The 15763-nt window shown below is 70.4% G+C and carries 14 protein-coding genes; 11 read left to right on the forward strand and 3 right to left on the reverse strand.

The annotated features are described in order from the left end of the window. Positions 1-6 precede the first annotated feature (6 nt). Genes A5757_RS21610 through A5757_RS21620 form a run of 3 tightly spaced genes read left to right on the forward strand, consistent with a single transcriptional unit; the run spans position 7 to position 5820 of the window. On the forward strand, positions 7-4326 hold the full coding sequence (locus tag A5757_RS21610; protein WP_066838811.1) for a non-ribosomal peptide synthetase: 4320 nt from the start codon (positions 7-9) through the stop codon (positions 4324-4326). Beyond that, entirely contained in the window at positions 4323-5624 is a 1302-nt protein-coding gene (mbtG, locus tag A5757_RS21615; protein ID WP_066838522.1) for an NADPH-dependent L-lysine N(6)-monooxygenase MbtG, read from the forward strand. The genes A5757_RS21610 and mbtG overlap by 4 nt, the downstream gene beginning before the upstream one ends. Beyond that, positions 5602-5820, forward strand: coding sequence for an MbtH family protein (locus tag A5757_RS21620; protein ID WP_066838525.1), 219 nt, complete (start codon positions 5602-5604; stop codon positions 5818-5820). The genes mbtG and A5757_RS21620 overlap by 23 nt, the downstream gene beginning before the upstream one ends. Here A5757_RS21620 and A5757_RS21625 read toward each other — a convergent pair. After that, positions 5817-6131 carry a type II toxin-antitoxin system VapB family antitoxin gene (locus A5757_RS21625; RefSeq protein WP_066838527.1) on the reverse strand — a complete coding sequence of 105 codons (315 nt, stop codon included), beginning with the start codon at positions 6129-6131 and terminating at the stop codon, positions 5817-5819. The two genes, A5757_RS21620 and A5757_RS21625, sit on opposite strands and share 4 nt — an antisense overlap. Before the next feature lie 108 nt (positions 6132-6239). Here A5757_RS21625 and hrcA point away from each other — a divergent pair, with 108 nt between their 5' ends. From hrcA to A5757_RS21640, 3 genes are all read left to right on the forward strand, one after another. Continuing rightward, the gene (gene hrcA, locus A5757_RS21630) at positions 6240-7283 is read left to right on the forward strand and encodes a heat-inducible transcriptional repressor HrcA (RefSeq protein ID WP_066838530.1); all 1044 of its coding nucleotides are present in this window, start codon (positions 6240-6242) and stop codon (positions 7281-7283) included. Between the two features lie 70 nt (positions 7284-7353). Next, positions 7354-8514 carry a molecular chaperone DnaJ gene (dnaJ, locus tag A5757_RS21635; protein WP_066838533.1) on the forward strand — a complete coding sequence of 387 codons (1161 nt, stop codon included), beginning with the start codon at positions 7354-7356 and terminating at the stop codon, positions 8512-8514. 50 nt (positions 8515-8564) lie between these two features. Next, positions 8565-9317 carry a 16S rRNA (uracil(1498)-N(3))-methyltransferase gene (locus A5757_RS21640; RefSeq protein WP_066838537.1) on the forward strand — a complete coding sequence of 251 codons (753 nt, stop codon included), beginning with the start codon at positions 8565-8567 and terminating at the stop codon, positions 9315-9317. Here the strand turns inward: A5757_RS21640 and A5757_RS21645 are convergent. Then, positions 9276-9869, reverse strand: coding sequence for a DUF998 domain-containing protein (locus A5757_RS21645; RefSeq protein WP_066838539.1), 594 nt, complete (start codon positions 9867-9869; stop codon positions 9276-9278). The genes A5757_RS21640 and A5757_RS21645 overlap by 42 nt on opposite strands. Before the next feature lie 129 nt (positions 9870-9998). Between A5757_RS21645 and A5757_RS21650 the strand changes: the two genes are divergently transcribed. From A5757_RS21650 to era, 5 genes are read left to right on the forward strand one after another with little or no spacing between them, the layout of a single operon-like run. Further along, the gene (locus A5757_RS21650; protein ID WP_066838542.1) at positions 9999-11021 is read left to right on the forward strand and encodes a PhoH family protein; all 1023 of its coding nucleotides are present in this window, start codon (positions 9999-10001) and stop codon (positions 11019-11021) included. Then, the gene (ybeY, locus tag A5757_RS21655) at positions 11018-11554 is read left to right on the forward strand and encodes an rRNA maturation RNase YbeY (protein WP_066838546.1); all 537 of its coding nucleotides are present in this window, start codon (positions 11018-11020) and stop codon (positions 11552-11554) included. Before A5757_RS21650 ends, ybeY begins: the two co-directional genes overlap by 4 nt. Next, a complete protein-coding gene (locus A5757_RS21660) occupies positions 11551-12861 on the forward strand; it encodes a hemolysin family protein (protein WP_066838550.1) in 1311 nt (436 codons plus the stop codon). The genes ybeY and A5757_RS21660 overlap by 4 nt, the downstream gene beginning before the upstream one ends. Positions 12862-12907: 46 nt before the next feature. After that, a complete protein-coding gene (locus tag A5757_RS21665; RefSeq protein ID WP_231984080.1) occupies positions 12908-13174 on the forward strand; it encodes a cytidine deaminase in 267 nt (88 codons plus the stop codon). Then, entirely contained in the window at positions 13171-14082 is a 912-nt protein-coding gene (era, locus tag A5757_RS21670; RefSeq protein ID WP_066838559.1) for a GTPase Era, read from the forward strand. Before A5757_RS21665 ends, era begins: the two co-directional genes overlap by 4 nt. A gap of 104 nt (positions 14083-14186) precedes the next feature. Here era and A5757_RS21675 read toward each other — a convergent pair whose 3' ends face one another. Next, positions 14187-15704: an amidase gene (locus A5757_RS21675; protein ID WP_066838562.1), complete on the reverse strand. Its 1518-nt coding sequence runs from the start codon at positions 15702-15704 to the stop codon at positions 14187-14189. Between the last annotated feature and the right edge of the window lie 59 nt (positions 15705-15763).

Raw genomic sequence — 15763 nt, forward strand, 5'->3', positions numbered from 1 at the left:
GACGTCATGGCACTGAGCCCGCTGCAACAGGGGCTCTACTCGATGACGGTGCTCAGCGGCGCCGACGCCCACAGCGATCCGTACGTCATCGCCATGGCCGCCGAAGTCACCGGGACCCTTGACATCACGCTGCTGCGGAAGTGCGCCGCGGCCATGCTGGCCCGCCATCCCAACCTGCGGGCCGGCTTCTTCCGCGGCGACCTTCCCCGCCCCGTCCAGGTGGTGCCCACCGCCGTGGACGTGCCGTGGGAACAGCACGCCGTGCAGACCGACGACGAGGCCGCCCACATCGAGGACGAGGCGCGGCGACGCCCCTTCGACCTCGAACGCGGACCCGTCCTGCGTTTCGTGCTGATCGAGAAGCCCGGCCGCCAGTGGCGATTGGTGATCGTGGCCCACCACATCGTGATCGACGGCTGGTCGCTGCCCCTGTTCGTCGGGGAACTGGTGACCCTCTACCGGGCAGGTGGGGACGCGTCCGCGTTGGGTGCACCGCCGCGGCCGTACCGCGACTACATCGGCTGGCTGGCGGCACGGGATCAGCACGCCAGCCGGGGCCTGTGGGCCGAACATCTGGCCGGGCTGGACGGCCCGACGCTGCTCACCCCGGCACTCACCGCCGTCGAACCGTCCGCCGGGCTGCCGCACCGGACCGGGGTGCGACTCGACGCCACTTCCACCGCACGGCTGACCGAGGCGGCCCGGTCGAGGGGCGTCACCGTCAACACTCTCGTCCAAATGGCCTGGGCTGCATTGCTGTCGGTGTTCACCGACCGCAGCGACGTCACCTTCGGGGTGACGGTCTCCGGCCGGCCGGGAGAACTCTCGGGCGTCGAGACGATAGTGGGGCTGTTCATCAACACCGTGCCCCTGCGCATCCGACTGGACCCGGTGCGGACGGTCGGCGCGCAGTGCACCGCGCTGCAGCGTTCGGCGGCCGCACTGCGCGACCACAGCTACCTCACCCACGCCGAACTGCGGGCGATCGCGGGAGTCGGGGAGCTGTTCGACACCCTGTTGGTCTACGAGAACTTCCCGCCGGGGGGTCTCGTGGGCGGTGACCACCGGTTCGAAGCCAACGGTGCGACGTTCGTGCCCGCGGCGCTGGAGAGCCTGTCGCACTTCCCGGTCACGATCGCCGCCCACATGGCCGACGATCAGCTGACGGTTCTGGTGGAAACCCTCGAGGGTGCGCTGGGCCCAGTCAGCCCGGAGAGCGTCGGTCAGCGCCTGCTGCACACCGTGCAACGCCTGATCGCGTTGTGGGACAGCCCCCTTCGTGAGGTCGGCCTCCTGTCCGACGACGAATCGGACCGGCTGCAGCTGACCGGCGCCGAGCCGGCGCCCGCGCCCACGGGCGTGCACACCGCGTTCAGGGCCGCCGCTCACCGCACCCCGGAGGCTGTCGCACTGAGCTGGGACGGCGGAACACTGACCTACGCACAGCTCGACGCCGCCGCCGGCCGGCTGGCGGCGACGCTGACCGCGCAGGGAGTGGTTGCGGAAACGCCTGTCGCCATCCGCCTTTCGCGCGGACCCGACTACGTCACGGCGATGTTGGCGATCCTCAAGGCCGGCGGTGCCATCGTGCCGCTGGACCCCGCGATGGCCGGCGAACGCATCGCCGAGATCCTGCGCCAGACCGCAGCCCCCGTCGTCGTCGACGAGGCGTTCCTGGCCACCGCCGGCACCGGCGACCACGCCGCGGTGACGGTGGCCCCGGGCCAAGCCGCCTACCTCGTGTTCACCTCGGGGACAACCGGACTGCCCAAGGGTGTGATCGGAACCCACGACGCGGTGTCGGCGTACGCGGACGACCACATCCGTCATGTGCTGCGGCCCGCCGCCGCCCGGCTCGGACGACCCCTGCGCATCGCGCACGCGTGGTCGTTCACCTTCGACGCCGCCTGGCAGCCCCTGGTCGCGCTGCTCGACGGACACACCGTCCACCTCATCGGCGACGACGTCCAGCGCGACGCCGAGGCGCTGGTCGAGGCCATCGACCGGCACGGCATCGACATGATCGACACCACCCCGTCGATGTTCGCCCAGCTGCAGGGCTTCGGGTTGATCTCGCGGGTGCCGCTGGCCGTACTGGCCCTCGGCGGCGAGGCGATCGCCCCCGGCACCTGGCGGTCGATCCAGGCCGAATGCGTGCGAACACAGATGGCGGCCTACAACTGCTACGGCCCGACCGAGACGACGGTCGAGGCCGTCGTCGCCGCCATCCCCGATCACCCGCACCCGGTGATCGGCCGGCCCACCCGCCACACCCGGCAGTACGTCCTCGACTCGTGGCTACGGCCGGTGCCCGACGGCGTCGCCGGCGAGCTGTACCTGGCCGGCGCCCAGCTCACCCGGGGCTACCTCGGCCGCGCCGCCGAGACGTCCGGCCGATTCGTCGCCGATCCGTTCCAGCCCGGCGGACGGATGTACCGCACCGGCGACGTGGTGCGCCGGGACCCCGGTGGCGCCCTGCAGTACCTCGGCCGCAGCGACGACCAGGTGAAGATCCGGGGCTTCCGCGTCGAACCCGGAGAGGTCGCGACCGTGCTGCAGACCCACCCGGCCGTTCGGGCCGCACACGTCGCGGTGCGCCGACACCCCAGCGGCCCGCGCCTGGTCGCCTACGCCGCCACCGGCGGCGTCGAGGTTGCGGTCGGCGATCTGCGCGCCATGCTCCGCGAGCGCCTGCCGCGCTACCTCGTGCCGCACGCGCTCGTCGTACTCGACACCCTGCCGCTCACCGCGCACGGAAAGATCGACGACGCCGCGTTGGCCGCGCGGGACGACGCCGCGGTCACCGGTCCCGCCGTCGCACCCGAGACCCCGACGGAGAAGGCTCTCGCGGAGGCAGTCGCCGAACTGCTCGGCACCCCGACCGTCGACGTAGGCGCCGAACTGCTCGATCTCGGCATGGACAGCATCGTGGCGCTCTCGGTGGTGCAGGCCGCGCGCCGTCGCGGAATTCCGTTGCGCGCCAGGCTGATGCTCGAATGCGGTTCGCTGCGCGAGCTCGCGGCAGCCATCGACGACGAGGCCGCCGCCCAATCCGCCGCTCCCGCAGATCAATCTGACGACCCCATTCCGGTGCTGCCGAACGCGCACTGGCTCTACAGCCACGGCGACCCGCGCCGGCTCGCGCAGACCGAGGCGATCCCGCTGCCGCCCGACGTCACCGCCGACGACCTGCGGACCCTGCTCGGCGCCGTCGCCGCCGGCCACCAGGTTTTGCGCTGCCGGCTGGACCGCACCGCGATGACGCTTGTTCCGCAACCGGAGTGGACGGTCACCGACGTGTTCAGCGAGGTCGCTGTCGACGGCAACGACCCGGCCGCCGTGGTCGCCGAGCAGACCGCGCTCGCTGTGGACGCGCTCGACCCCGAGGCCGGCCAGCTGTGGTCGGCCGCGTGGCTGCGACCGCAGGATGGCCCCGGCATGCTGCTGCTGACCGCGCATGTCCTCGCCCTCGACCCCGCCTCGTGGCGCATCGTGCTCGGCGAACTCGACACCGCCAGGCATGCGCTGGCAGCCGGACGGCGCCCCGCGCCCACCCGCGAACACACCACCTACCGCCAGTGGTCGGCCCACCTGCACCGGCGCGCCGCGGAACTCGACACGGCCGACTTCTGGGCCGGTCAGCTCGACGGCGCCGATCCCGACCTGGGTGCCCGCCGGCTCCGGCCCGACACCGACCGGGCCGGCGATCTCGCGGTCAGCGTGCACACCGCGGACCCGGCCCTGACGGAGCGACTGCTCGCCGCGGGCCCGATGGCACGACTGCTGGCGGCGGCGGCGTCCCGCACCGTCACCGCGTGGCGCCGACTCCGCGGCCAGGACACCCCGACGCCGTTGCTGGCCCTGGAGATCCACGGCCGCGCCGACGCCACCGTCGGCGACGCCGTCGACACCGGCGAGACCGTGGGCCTGCTCAGCGCGATCTATCCGCTGCGCGTCGGCCCCGGCGGCGACACCGTCGAGATCCCCGGACACGGCATCGATTTCGGTCTCCTGCGCTATCTGCGCTCCGATACCGCCGCGCGGCTGTCCGCACACCAGGACCCGCAGCTGCTGCTGAACTACCTGGGTCGGGTCGACGTCGGCTTCGGCGGGGTTGACCTCGGTACGCTGAGCCCGACGTCGCTGGTGCCCGAACCGAACCTGGCCGTCCGTCACGAGCTGACCGTGTCGGCGGCAGTTCTCGCCGGCGCGGACGCGCCGGTGCTCGCCACACAGTGGCGCGCTCTACCGGAGGTGTTGTCCGCCAACGACATCGAGACGCTTCAGTCCTTGTGGCTGCAAGCCCTGCAGGAGGTAGCCCCATGACCGCCACCCTGGCCGTGATCGGTGCCGGCCCCAAGGCCGTCGCCGTCGCGGCAAAGGCCGCCGAACTCCGCGCCATGGGCATGGACGCCCCGGACGTCGTCGTCGTCGAACGCACCGACGTCGGGGCCAACTGGACCGCCGCGGGCGGCTGGACCGACGGCGAGCACCGCCTCGGCACCAGCCCCGAGAAGGACATCGGCTTTCCGTACCGCTCAGCTCTGGTGCCGCGACGCAACGCCGAACTCGACGACCGCATGACCCGGCACAGCTGGCAGGCCTACCTGATCGCCACCTCGCAATTCGCGGAGTGGATCGATCGCGGCAGGCCGGCACCGAATCATCGCCGCTGGGCGGCCTATCTGCGCTGGGTGGCCGCCGCGGTCGGGATGACCGTCATCCGCGGCGAGGTCCAGAACATGTCGGTGGTGGGCCGGCAGTGGGAGCTGCGCACCGCGGACACGACGCTGACCGCCGACGCGGTGATGATCACCGGTCCGGGTCAGGCCGAACGCACGCTGCTGCCCGGCAATCCTCGGGTGCTGTCCATCGCCGACTTCTGGCAGCGCGCCGCAGCGCACGAACTGATCGTCGCCGAACGCGTCGCCATGGTCGGCGGCGGCGAGACGGCGGCGTCGATGCTGAACGAGCTGTTCCGGCACCGGGTTTCGACCATCACCGTCATCAGCCCGCAGATCACACTGTTCACCCGGGGCGAAGGATTCTTCGAGAACATGCTGTTCTCCGACCCCACGGGCTGGACCGGTCTGACGCTCGCCGAACGACGCGACGCCATGTTCCGCACCGACCGCGGGGTGTTCTCGGCGCGCGTGCAGGAGGCGCTACTGGCGGACGACCGCATCCGGCATCTGCGCGGCCGGGTTGCGCACGCGGTCCCCCGTGACGGCCGGATCCGGTTGACCCTGCACACCGACCGCGCCGGGGAACGGCTCGAGACCGTCCACGGCTTCGACCTGGTGATCGACGGTCAGGGCGCCGATCCGCTGTGGTTCGTCCGGCTGCTCAGCCAGGAGGCCCGCGATCTAGTCGAACTCGGCCTGCGCGGCCCGCTGACCGGCGAGACGCTGCAGGAGTCGATCGGCCACGACCTGTCGGTCGTCGGCGTGACACCGAAGTTGTTCCTGCCCGGCCTCGCCGGGCTCAACCAGGGCCCCGGGTTCCCGAACCTCAGCTGCCTCGGCCTGCTGTCCGACCGCGTGCTGGGCGCGGATCTGGGCGACGGGGCCGACACGAACGATCGCGCGAACAGGAGAAGCGATGAGCACCAACCCATTCGATGACGAGAACGGCACCTTCTATGTGCTGGTGAACGACGAGGAGCAGCACAGCCTGTGGCCGGCGTTCGCCGACATCCCCGCCGGCTGGCGCGTCGTCTTCGGTGAAGGCACCCGGGCGGACTGCCTGGCCTATGTCGAGGCGAACTGGACCGATCTGCGGCCCCGCAGCCTGCGCGAGGCGATGCAGGCCAGCGGCTAGACCTGAGCGGCGTACGGCACGTCCATGTCGTAGAGGCGTGCGTGCAGCACCGTGCGGTTCCGCAACGCCGCCCGCACGGCGCGGTGCAGGCCGTCCTCGAGATAGTTGACGCCCTGCCAGCGCACCGCGTGCGGGAAGAGGTCCCCGTAGAAGGTCGAGTCCTCCGACAGGAGCCGGTCGAGGGCGAGCACCGTCGTGGTGGTCACCAACTCGTCGAGGCGGATCTGGCGCGGCGGGATGCGCGACCACTCGCGGTAGCTGAGTCCATGGTCGGGGTACGGCTTGCCGTCACGCACACCCTTGAAGATCACCGGACGAAGATTAGCCGAGCGAAGCGCTGGTTGCGTCGGGCTCGCGCAGGTCAACGTAAAATAGCGGCAGAACCCCTGCCGGGAGCTGTTCGAGACGGAGGTGAACACATGGGTAGTGCCGACGACCGCCGCTTCGAGGTGCTGCGTGCCATCGTTGCCGACTTCGTCGCCACCAAGGAGCCGATCGGTTCCAAAACCCTGGTGGAGCGGCACAATCTGGGGGTCTCGAGCGCGACCGTCCGCAACGACATGGCCGTGCTCGAGGCCGAGGGATACATCACCCAGCCCCACACCAGTTCTGGGCGGATTCCCACGGAGAAGGGGTACCGCGAGTTCGTCGACCGCATCGACGACGTCAAACCCCTGTCGGGGTCCGAGCGTCGCGCGATCCTCCGATTCCTCGAGAGCGGGGTCGATCTCGACGACGTGCTGCGCCGCGCGGTCCGGCTGCTCGCACAGCTGACCCGGCAGGTCGCGATCGTGCAGTACCCGACGCTGTCGACCTCGACGGTGCGCCACCTCGAGGTGGTCGCGCTGTCGCCGGCGCGGTTGTTGCTCGTGGTCATCACCGACAGCGGCCGCGTCGACCAGCGCATCGTCGAACTGGGCGACCCGATCGACGAACACGAACTCGCGACGCTGCGTGATCTGCTGGGTAAGGCGCTCGAGGGTAAGCGGCTCTCGGCGGCGTCGATCGCGGTGTCGGACCTGGCGTCCCACCTCGAGAACACCGGCGGACATTGCAGCCGCCTCGACAACGCCGTCGGACGCGCGGCCACCGTCCTGGTCGAGACACTCGTCGAACACACCGAGGAACGGCTGCTGCTCGGCGGCACCGCCAACCTCACCCGCAACACCGCCGACTTCGGCGGCTCCCTGCGGTCGGTTCTCGAGGCACTCGAGGAACAGGTCGTGGTGCTCCGGTTGCTGGCCGCCCAGCAGGAGGCGGGCAAGGTGACCGTGCGCATCGGCCACGAGACCGAGGCCGAACAGATGCTCGGCGCGTCCGTGGTCAGCACGGCCTACGGCCGCGAGGGCACGGTGTTCGGCGGCATGGGTGTGGTCGGCCCCACTCGAATGGACTATCCGGGAACTATCGCTAATGTCGCTGCGGTTGCTCTCTACATCGGCGAGGTACTTGGCAGCCGATGAGCGTAGCGAAGAGGCAATTCGGCGGCAGCCGATGATCAGCGGCAGCCGTTAAGGCATTCGAAAGGTAAGCGTGGCACGCGACTATTACGGCCTGCTCGGAGTGAGCAAGGGCGCCAGCGATCAGGAGATCAAACGCGCCTATCGCAGACTCGCCCGCGAGCTGCATCCCGATGTCAACCCCGATGCCCAGGCTCAGGCGCGCTTCCAGGAGATCAGCGCCGCCTACGAGGTGCTCTCCGATCCCGAGAAGCGGCGCATCGTCGACCTCGGCGGTGACCCGCTGGAGGGCGCGGGCGCCGCCAACGGCGCCGGCTTCCCTGGTGGATTCGGCGGCCTGGGCGACGTGTTCGAAGCGTTCTTCGGCGGTGGCGGCGGCGCCTCCCGCGGCCCCATCGGACGGGTCCGGCCCGGCTCCGACTCGCTGCTGCGCATGCGGCTTGACCTCGCCGAGTGCGCCACCGGCGTGACCAAACAGGTCACCGTCGACACCGCCATCCTGTGCGACCTGTGCCACGGCAAGGGCACCCACGGCGATTCCACCCCGTCCACCTGCGACACCTGCGGCGGCCGCGGTGAGATCCAGACCGTGCAGCGCTCGCTGCTCGGGCAGGTCATGACCTCGCGTCCGTGCCCGGTCTGCGGCGGTGTGGGCGAGGTCATCACCGACCCCTGCAACCGCTGCGGCGGCGACGGCCGGGTGCGGGCCCGCCGGGAGATCAGCGTCAAGATCCCCGCCGGCGTCGGCGATGGCATGCGGGTGCGGCTGGCCGCCCAGGGCGAGGTCGGCCCCGGCGGCGGACCCGCTGGCGACCTCTACGTCGAGGTGCACGAGAAGCCGCACGACGTGTTCCTGCGCGACGGCGACGATCTGCACTGCACGGTCTCGGTGCCGATGTTCGACGCGGCGCTGGGCACCTCGGTCACCGTCGAAGGCATCATCGAGGGTCCCGTGGAGATCGCGATTCCGGCCGGCACCCAGCCCGGTGCGGTGACCACTCTGCGCGGGCACGGTATGCCGCACCTGCGCTCGGGGGTGCGCGGCGATCTGCACGCCCACATCGACGTGGTGATCCCGACTCGGCTGGACCACACCGACACCGAACTGCTGCGTCAGCTCAAGGAGCACCGCTCCCGCGACGTCGCCGAGGTGCGGTCGACGTCAGCGTCCTCGGGGGCGCACTCGGGCGGCGGCCTGTTCAGCCGGTTGCGTGAGACGTTCACCGGCCGCTGACGCCGGCTTGCGCGGATGAGTGTCCAGCGAGAAGCGGAGCGGGATCGCGCATGAGTACAGCGCTGTTCTACGTCGACGCCGTGCCCGAACCCGGGCAGTCGGTCGTCGTCGAGGGTGACGAGGGGTTCCACGCCGCCACCGTGCGGCGCACCCGTACCGGCGAACAGCTGGATCTCGCAGACGGCGTCGGCACCGTCGCGCGCTGCGTGGTCACCGACGTCGCCAAGGGCACGCTGACCGCCCGGGTCCTCGAACGCCGCACCGTCGCCGCAGCCGTACCCACGGTCACCGTCGTACAGGCGATCCCGAAATCCGACCGCGGTGAACTGGCGGTCGAGCTGGCCACCGAGGCCGGGGCCGACGCGGTGGTGGCGTGGCAGGCCGCCCGCTGTGTGGCGCGCTGGGAGTCCGGGGCCAAGTCGGACAAAGGCTTGCGCCGCTGGGGTGCGGTGGCGCGCTCTGCGGCCCGGCAGTCGCGGCGGGCGTACATCCCGCCGGTCACCGGCGTGCTGAGCACCGCCGACCTGACCCAACGGGTGGAATCCGAGGTGGCCGCGGGGGCGACGGTGCTCGCGCTGCACGAGTCGGCCACCGGACCGCTGACCGGCATCCCGCTGTCCGCGGCGAACGCGGTACTGCTGATCGTCGGGCCGGAGGGCGGGATCAGCGACGAGGAGTTGGCCACGCTGACCGCGGCGGGGGCGCAGGCCGTGCGGCTCGGACCGACCGTGCTGCGCACCTCGACCGCCGCGGCGGTGGCGTTAGGTGCGCTCGGCGTGCTCACGTCGCGCTGGCAGCAATAGCATCCCCGCGGCGAGCAGCTGCCACGCGAAGATCGGATAGACCGCGGCGCGCTCCCACACCGCGGCGGGGACGATCCCGACCTGTGCCACCAGCGCGGCGGTACAGATCAGCCCGACGGCGCCGAGCAGCCGAGAGCTGATCCGGTAGGACCTGCCCCCGTTCAGCCCGGCGCCGACGATCGCGGCCGCGTTACCGCCGACGATGGCCAGCGCCGCCCCCACGACGTGCAGCGGACCCGCCCCGGCGTGCACCGTCGCGACCAGCAGGTTCCCGATCGCATTGGCCGCGGCGAACACCGTCAACCACCGCGCGGAGCGGCGCTGGGCCAGCACCGCGCCGAGCAGGAACATCGCGCCCTGCACACCGAAGGCGACGTTCATCAGCGTGGCCAGCGGCCGGCCGGGAACACCCAGGTCGCTGATGACGTGGTTCGCGTAGTGGTAGCCCTCCCAGGCCGCCGCTGCCGCGGCCTCCGCACCGAGGTAGACCACCGCGCCGGTGATCCACGCGACGGCGGCGATGCGGGGCCGGTAGGTGGAAGGCTCGGGCATACCAGTGGCCAGGTATACCAGCGAACCTCGGGGAGTGGGCCACCGTGATGGCCGGCGGTAGACTGGCCGACGGCGGCAGCAACTGTCGCTCCGCCGCCCGACAACACGAAAGCAGGCAGAACACCGCACGTGACGCCCCGCGAAACGAACGCTGACGCGACCGAAGTGCGCACCAGCATGAATGTTCCGCCCGACCTCGTGATGGGCCTGCTCGGCTCGGCCGACGGGAACCTCCGCGCACTCGAGTCGCTGATGGCGGCCGATATCCACGTCCGCGGCAACACCGTGACGCTGTCCGGTGACCCGGCTGACGTGGCGCTCGCCGAACGGGTGGTCTCCGAACTCATCGCGATCGTCGCCGGCGGTCAGGCGCTCAGCGCCGACGCGGTCCGGCACAGCGTCGCGATGCTGTCCGGCACCGGCGAGGAATCGCCCGCTGAGGTGCTGACGCTCGACATCCTGTCGCGGCGCGGCAAGACCATCCGGCCCAAGACGCTCAACCAGAAGCGCTACGTCGACGCCATCGATGCGCACACCATCGTGTTCGGCATCGGTCCGGCGGGCACCGGTAAGACCTATCTCGCGATGGCTAAGGCTGTCGCCGCACTGCAGACCAAGCAGGTCAGCCGGATCATCCTGACCCGTCCCGCGGTCGAGGCCGGCGAACGCCTGGGCTTCCTGCCCGGCACGCTCAGCGAGAAGATCGACCCTTATCTGCGGCCGCTCTACGACGCGCTGCACGACATGATGGACCCCGAACTGATCCCCAAGCTGATGGGTGCGGGCGTCATCGAGGTGGCGCCGCTGGCGTACATGCGGGGCAGGTCATTGAACGACGCGTTCATCATTCTCGACGAGGCGCAGAACACCACCGGCGAGCAGATGAAGATGTTCCTCACCCGTCTCGGCTTCGGTTCGAAGATGGTGGTCACCGGTGACGTCACCCAGGTCGACCTGCCGGGTGGGGCGGCGTCCGGTCTCGAAACCGCCTCGCGCGCCCTCAACAACGTCGACGACATCCATTTTGCCGAACTCACCAGCGCCGACGTCGTCCGGCACCGGTTGGTCGGCGAGATCGTCGACGCCTACGCCCGGTTCGAGGAGCCCAGCCAACTCAACCGCGCCCAGCGCCGGGCCGGTAGGCGACCATGAGCATCGAGGTATCCAACGAATCCGGTATGGACGTGTCCGAAGAGGAGCTGATCAGCGTCGCCCGGTTCGTCATCGACAAGATGAAGGTGCATCCGGCCGCCGAGCTGTCGATGGTGTTGCTTGACACGTCCTCGATGGCCGATCTGCACATGCGGTGGATGGACCTGCCCGGACCCACCGACGTGATGAGCTTCCCGATGGACGAGCTCGAACCCGGCGGCAGGCCCGACGCACCGGATCCGGGCCCGGCCATGCTCGGCGACATCGTGCTGTGTCCGGAGTTCGCCGCGAAACAGGCCGAGACCGCTGGACATTCGCTCGGCCACGAACTCGCGCTGCTGACCGTGCACGGCGTCCTGCATCTGCTCGGCTACGACCACGCCGAACCCGATGAGGAGAAGGAGATGTTCGCCCTGCAGCGCGAACTACTCGAGGAGTGGGTGGCCGAGCAGGTCGAGGCCTACCACCAGGACCGCCAGCTCGAGCGGGACCGCCGGTTGCTGGACAAATCCCGACACTTCGACACACCGTGAACGGGCTCGCCCAGCTGGTCGGCGCCATCGTCCTGGTTGCGTTGGGCGGCCTGTTCGCCGCGATCGACGCCGCCCTGAGCACGGTGTCGATGGCCCGCGTCGAAGAACTCGTCCGCGAGGAACGGCCTGGCGCGGTACGCCTTTCACGGGTGATGAACGAGCGGCCGCGCTTCATCAACCTCATCGTGCTGCTGCGAATCACCTGCGAGGTGACCGCGACCGTGCTGCTCGCCGCCTACCTCGACGGACACCTCGGTGTCAGCTGGGGCCTGGCCGCGGCCGCGGGCATCATGGCCGTCGTCAGCTTCGTGGCGGTCGGCGTCGGTCCGCGCACCCTCGGCAGGCAGCACGCCTATCCGATCGCGCTCTACACCGCGCTTCCGCTGCAGGCGATCTCGGTGCTGCTGCTGCCCATCAGTCGGCTGCTGGTGCTCATCGGCAACGCGCTGACCCCCGGCCGCGGCTTCCGGCACGGCCCCTTCGCCTCGGAGATCGAGCTGCGTGAGGTCGTCGACCTGGCCCAGCAGCGCGGCGTCGTCGCCGACGACGAGCGCCGGATGATCCAGTCGGTGTTCGAACTCGGGGACACCCCGGCGCGCGAGGTGATGGTGCCGCGCACCGAGATGGTGTGGATCGAACGCGACAAAACGGCGGGCCAAGCGACCTCCCTGGCGGTGCGCAGCGGGCACTCCCGGATCCCGGTGATCGGCGAGAACGTCGACGACGTCGTGGGCGTCGTCTACCTCAAAGACCTTGTCCAGCAGACCTACTACTCGGTCAACGGCGGCAGGGACACCACCGTCGGGCAGGTGATGCGACCCGCGGTGTTCGTGCCGGACTCCAAACCGCTCGACGAACTGCTCCGCGAGATGCAGCGCGACCGCTATCACATGGCGCTGCTGGTCGACGAATACGGCGCCATCGCCGGGCTGGTCACCATCGAGGACGTGCTCGAGGAGATCGTCGGGGAGATCGCCGACGAGTACGACACCGACGAGGTCGCGCCCGTCGAAGATCTCGGCGACGGGCAGTACCGGGTGTCGGCTCGCCTGCCGATCGAGGACCTCAACGACCTCTACGACATCCAGGTCAGCGAGGACCTCGACGTCGACACCGTGGGCGGGCTGATCGCGCTCGAGCTGGGCCGCGTTCCGCTCCCCGGGGCCGAGGTCACCTGGGACGGGTTACGACTCCGCGCCGAGGGCGGCGCCGACCACCGCGGCCGGGTGCGGATCGGCACCGTGCTGATCAGTCCCACCGAACCCGACGAGAACGACGAGAGCGAACCGGAGGAGCGCGGTGCCTGAGCTCGACGCCGAAGATGCGAAGCTGGTGACGCTGGCGCGCGGTGCGATGGGACGCACGGAGTCGGCCAGCGGGGCCGCGGTCCGCGATCTCGACGGCCGCACCTACGCGGGCGCCCCCGTGGCCCTGGCTGCTCTGGAACTCACGGCGCTGCAGGCCGCGGTCGCGGCGGCGGTATCCAGTGGGGCCACCGGACTGGAGGCCGCGGTACTGGTGGGCGGAGCGGCGGACGACGCCGGGGTCGCCGCAGTGCGTGAGCTTTCCGCCGGGGCTGCGGTCATCGTCACCGACCGGGCGGGCAAGGTCCTCGCGTGAGCGAATTCCGTTCCGGCTTCGTCTGTTTCGTCGGCCGCCCCAACACCGGCAAGTCGACGCTGACGAACGCACTGGTCGGCTCGAAAGTGGCGATCACGTCGAACCGGCCGCAGACCACTCGGCACACCATCCGCGGCATCGTGCACCGCGAGGACTTCCAGATCATCCTCGTCGACACCCCGGGTCTGCACCGGCCGCGCACACTGCTCGGGCAGCGGCTCAACGAGCTGGTCAAGGACACCTACTCCGAGGTCGACATCATCTGCCTGTGCATTCCTGCCGACGAGACGATCGGGCCGGGGGACCGGTGGATCCACGAACAGATCCGCGCAGTCGCCCCGCGGACCACGCTGGTGGTGGTCGTGACGAAGATCGACAAGGTCACCAAGGACAAAGTCGCCGCCCAGCTGATGGCCGTCAGCGAGTTGGCCGGCCCGGATGTCGACATCGTGCCGGTGTCCGCGACCCAGGGTGAACAACTCGACGTGCTCACCGGTGTGCTCGCCGCGAAGCTGCCACCGGGCCCGGCGTTCTACCCCGAGGGAGAGCTGACCGACGAGCCCGAGGAGGTGCTCATGGCCGAGCTCATCCGCGAGGCGGCGCTGGAGGGCGTGCGCGACGAGCTGCCGCATTCGCTGGCGGTGGTGATCGACGAGGTCAGTCCCCGCGAAGGCCGCTCCCCGGAGCAGGGTGAGCTCATCGACGTGCACGCAATTCTCTATGTCGAACGCGACAGTCAGAAGGGCATCGTGATCGGCAAGGGCGGTGCGCGGTTGCGTGAGGTCGGAACCGCGGCGCGCACTCAGATCGAGAAACTGCTCGGCACGAAGGTCTATCTCGACCTGCGGGTGAAGATCGCCAAGAACTGGCAGCGCGACCCGAAACAGCTGGGCCGCCTGGGCTTCTAAGCGATATCGCGGGGCGGGCAAGGTCGCCCAGTGTGAACTCACTGCGAGAAACCGGCCCGAATATCGCAACGGTTTCACACTCGCGGACCGCGGCACCCGCAAGGCTAAGCCGTCTCGCGAAACTCCACCGGTTCGGCGGCCGACTCCGCCGTGGCTTCGATCTCGGGCTTGCGGTCACCCATCTGCGGGGTGTCCCACCACACCTCGGGCTGACGCGCCGCCCAGCCGTTGATGGCCTCCAGTGCCGCGGCCAGCGAGACCAGCAGCGGTTCGCTGTTCGCCGGCCCCATCAACTGCACGCCGATGGGCAGGCCCTCGGAGGTGAAACCGGCGGGGATGTTGATCGACGGCCAGCCCAGCAGGTTCCACGGCCACGTCACCGGACAGGCTTGGATCATCGCCCGGTCGGTGGACAGGCCGCCCCGCCCGTCGAAGTCGTGCACCGGAGGTGGCGGCAGTGCGGTTGTCGGCGCCAGCACCACGTCGCAGATGTTGAACAGCCAGCCCATCCGCGTCTGCGCGGCCGCCTCCTTGGCCCGCGCTTTGCGCAGCACGTGCTCGGACAGCATCCAGCCCAACCGCATGTTGGCTTTGGTCCGCTTGTCCAGCTCGACGTCGTGGCCGAGCCGCTCGGCCCAGTCGCGCAGCCCGGATGTGGAGCGGGACAGGAAGTTCCAACTCATCCCGAGGCTGTAGTCCGGATCGGCGGGCCGCACGCTGTGGCCCAGCAGCTCGAGCTGTCCGGCCACAGCGTGTAACGCCGCCGCGATCTCGGGGTGCAGCTTGGCCCGGAACCCGGTGAACGGGAACCGCGTCGACAGTGCGACGCGTAGCGGTCCGGGCGGATGGGCGGCGTAGTCGGAGACCCGCACGCGCGGGGGCCGGTGCAGATCGCCCGGCGCGTTGCCGGACGCGGCGTCGAGGACGAGCGCCGCATCGGTGACGGTCCGGGCGAGGACGCCGTTGACGGTGATTCCGTTGAACGCCTCGGGCAGCGGCCACGTCGAGATCCGGCCCCGCTGCGGTTTGATGCCGACCAGATGGGTCCACGCGGCCGGGATGCGGACGCTGCCCGCCCCATCGGAGCCGATCGCGGCCGTGACCAGACCCGCAGCCACCGCGGCGGCGCTACCGCCCGACGATCCGCCGGGCGTGTGCTCACGCGACCACGGATTGCGGGTGTGACCGAACGCCGGCCCGCTGGTGAACGGCCACTGGCCGAGTTCGCAGGTGTTGGTCTTGCCGACGATCACCGCACCCGCCGCCCGCAGCCGGCGCACCACCTCGGCGTCCTCGGCGGCAGGTCGCACGTCGCCGCCGGTGCCGAAGCGCGTCGGCACACCTGCCACGTCGATGTCGTCCTTGACCGCGATCGGGATGCCCAGCAGCGGACGGTCCCGGCCCTCGGCGCGCAGCCGGTCGGCCTCGGCGGCGTCGGCGAGCGCCCGTTCGGTGAGCACCACGCGAAACGCGTTGAGGGTGCCCTGGCTGGCGGTGATGGCGTGCAGCGACCGGCGCGTCAGATCCTCGGCCGTCACCGCCCCGCTGGCCTGCTGATACAGCTGATCGGTCAGAGTGGGGAAGGAGGTCCGGCGGGGTCGGGGGGTGAACGAATCTGCCATCGGTGCCAACCTTATCGGCGCTGCGCGCCGGGGTCGGGCCGATGGGGTGGAACACTGGA

It is taken from the genome of Mycobacterium sp. 852013-51886_SCH5428379, from assembly GCF_001665575.1.
Classification (GTDB): Bacteria; Actinomycetota; Actinomycetes; order Mycobacteriales; family Mycobacteriaceae; genus Mycobacterium.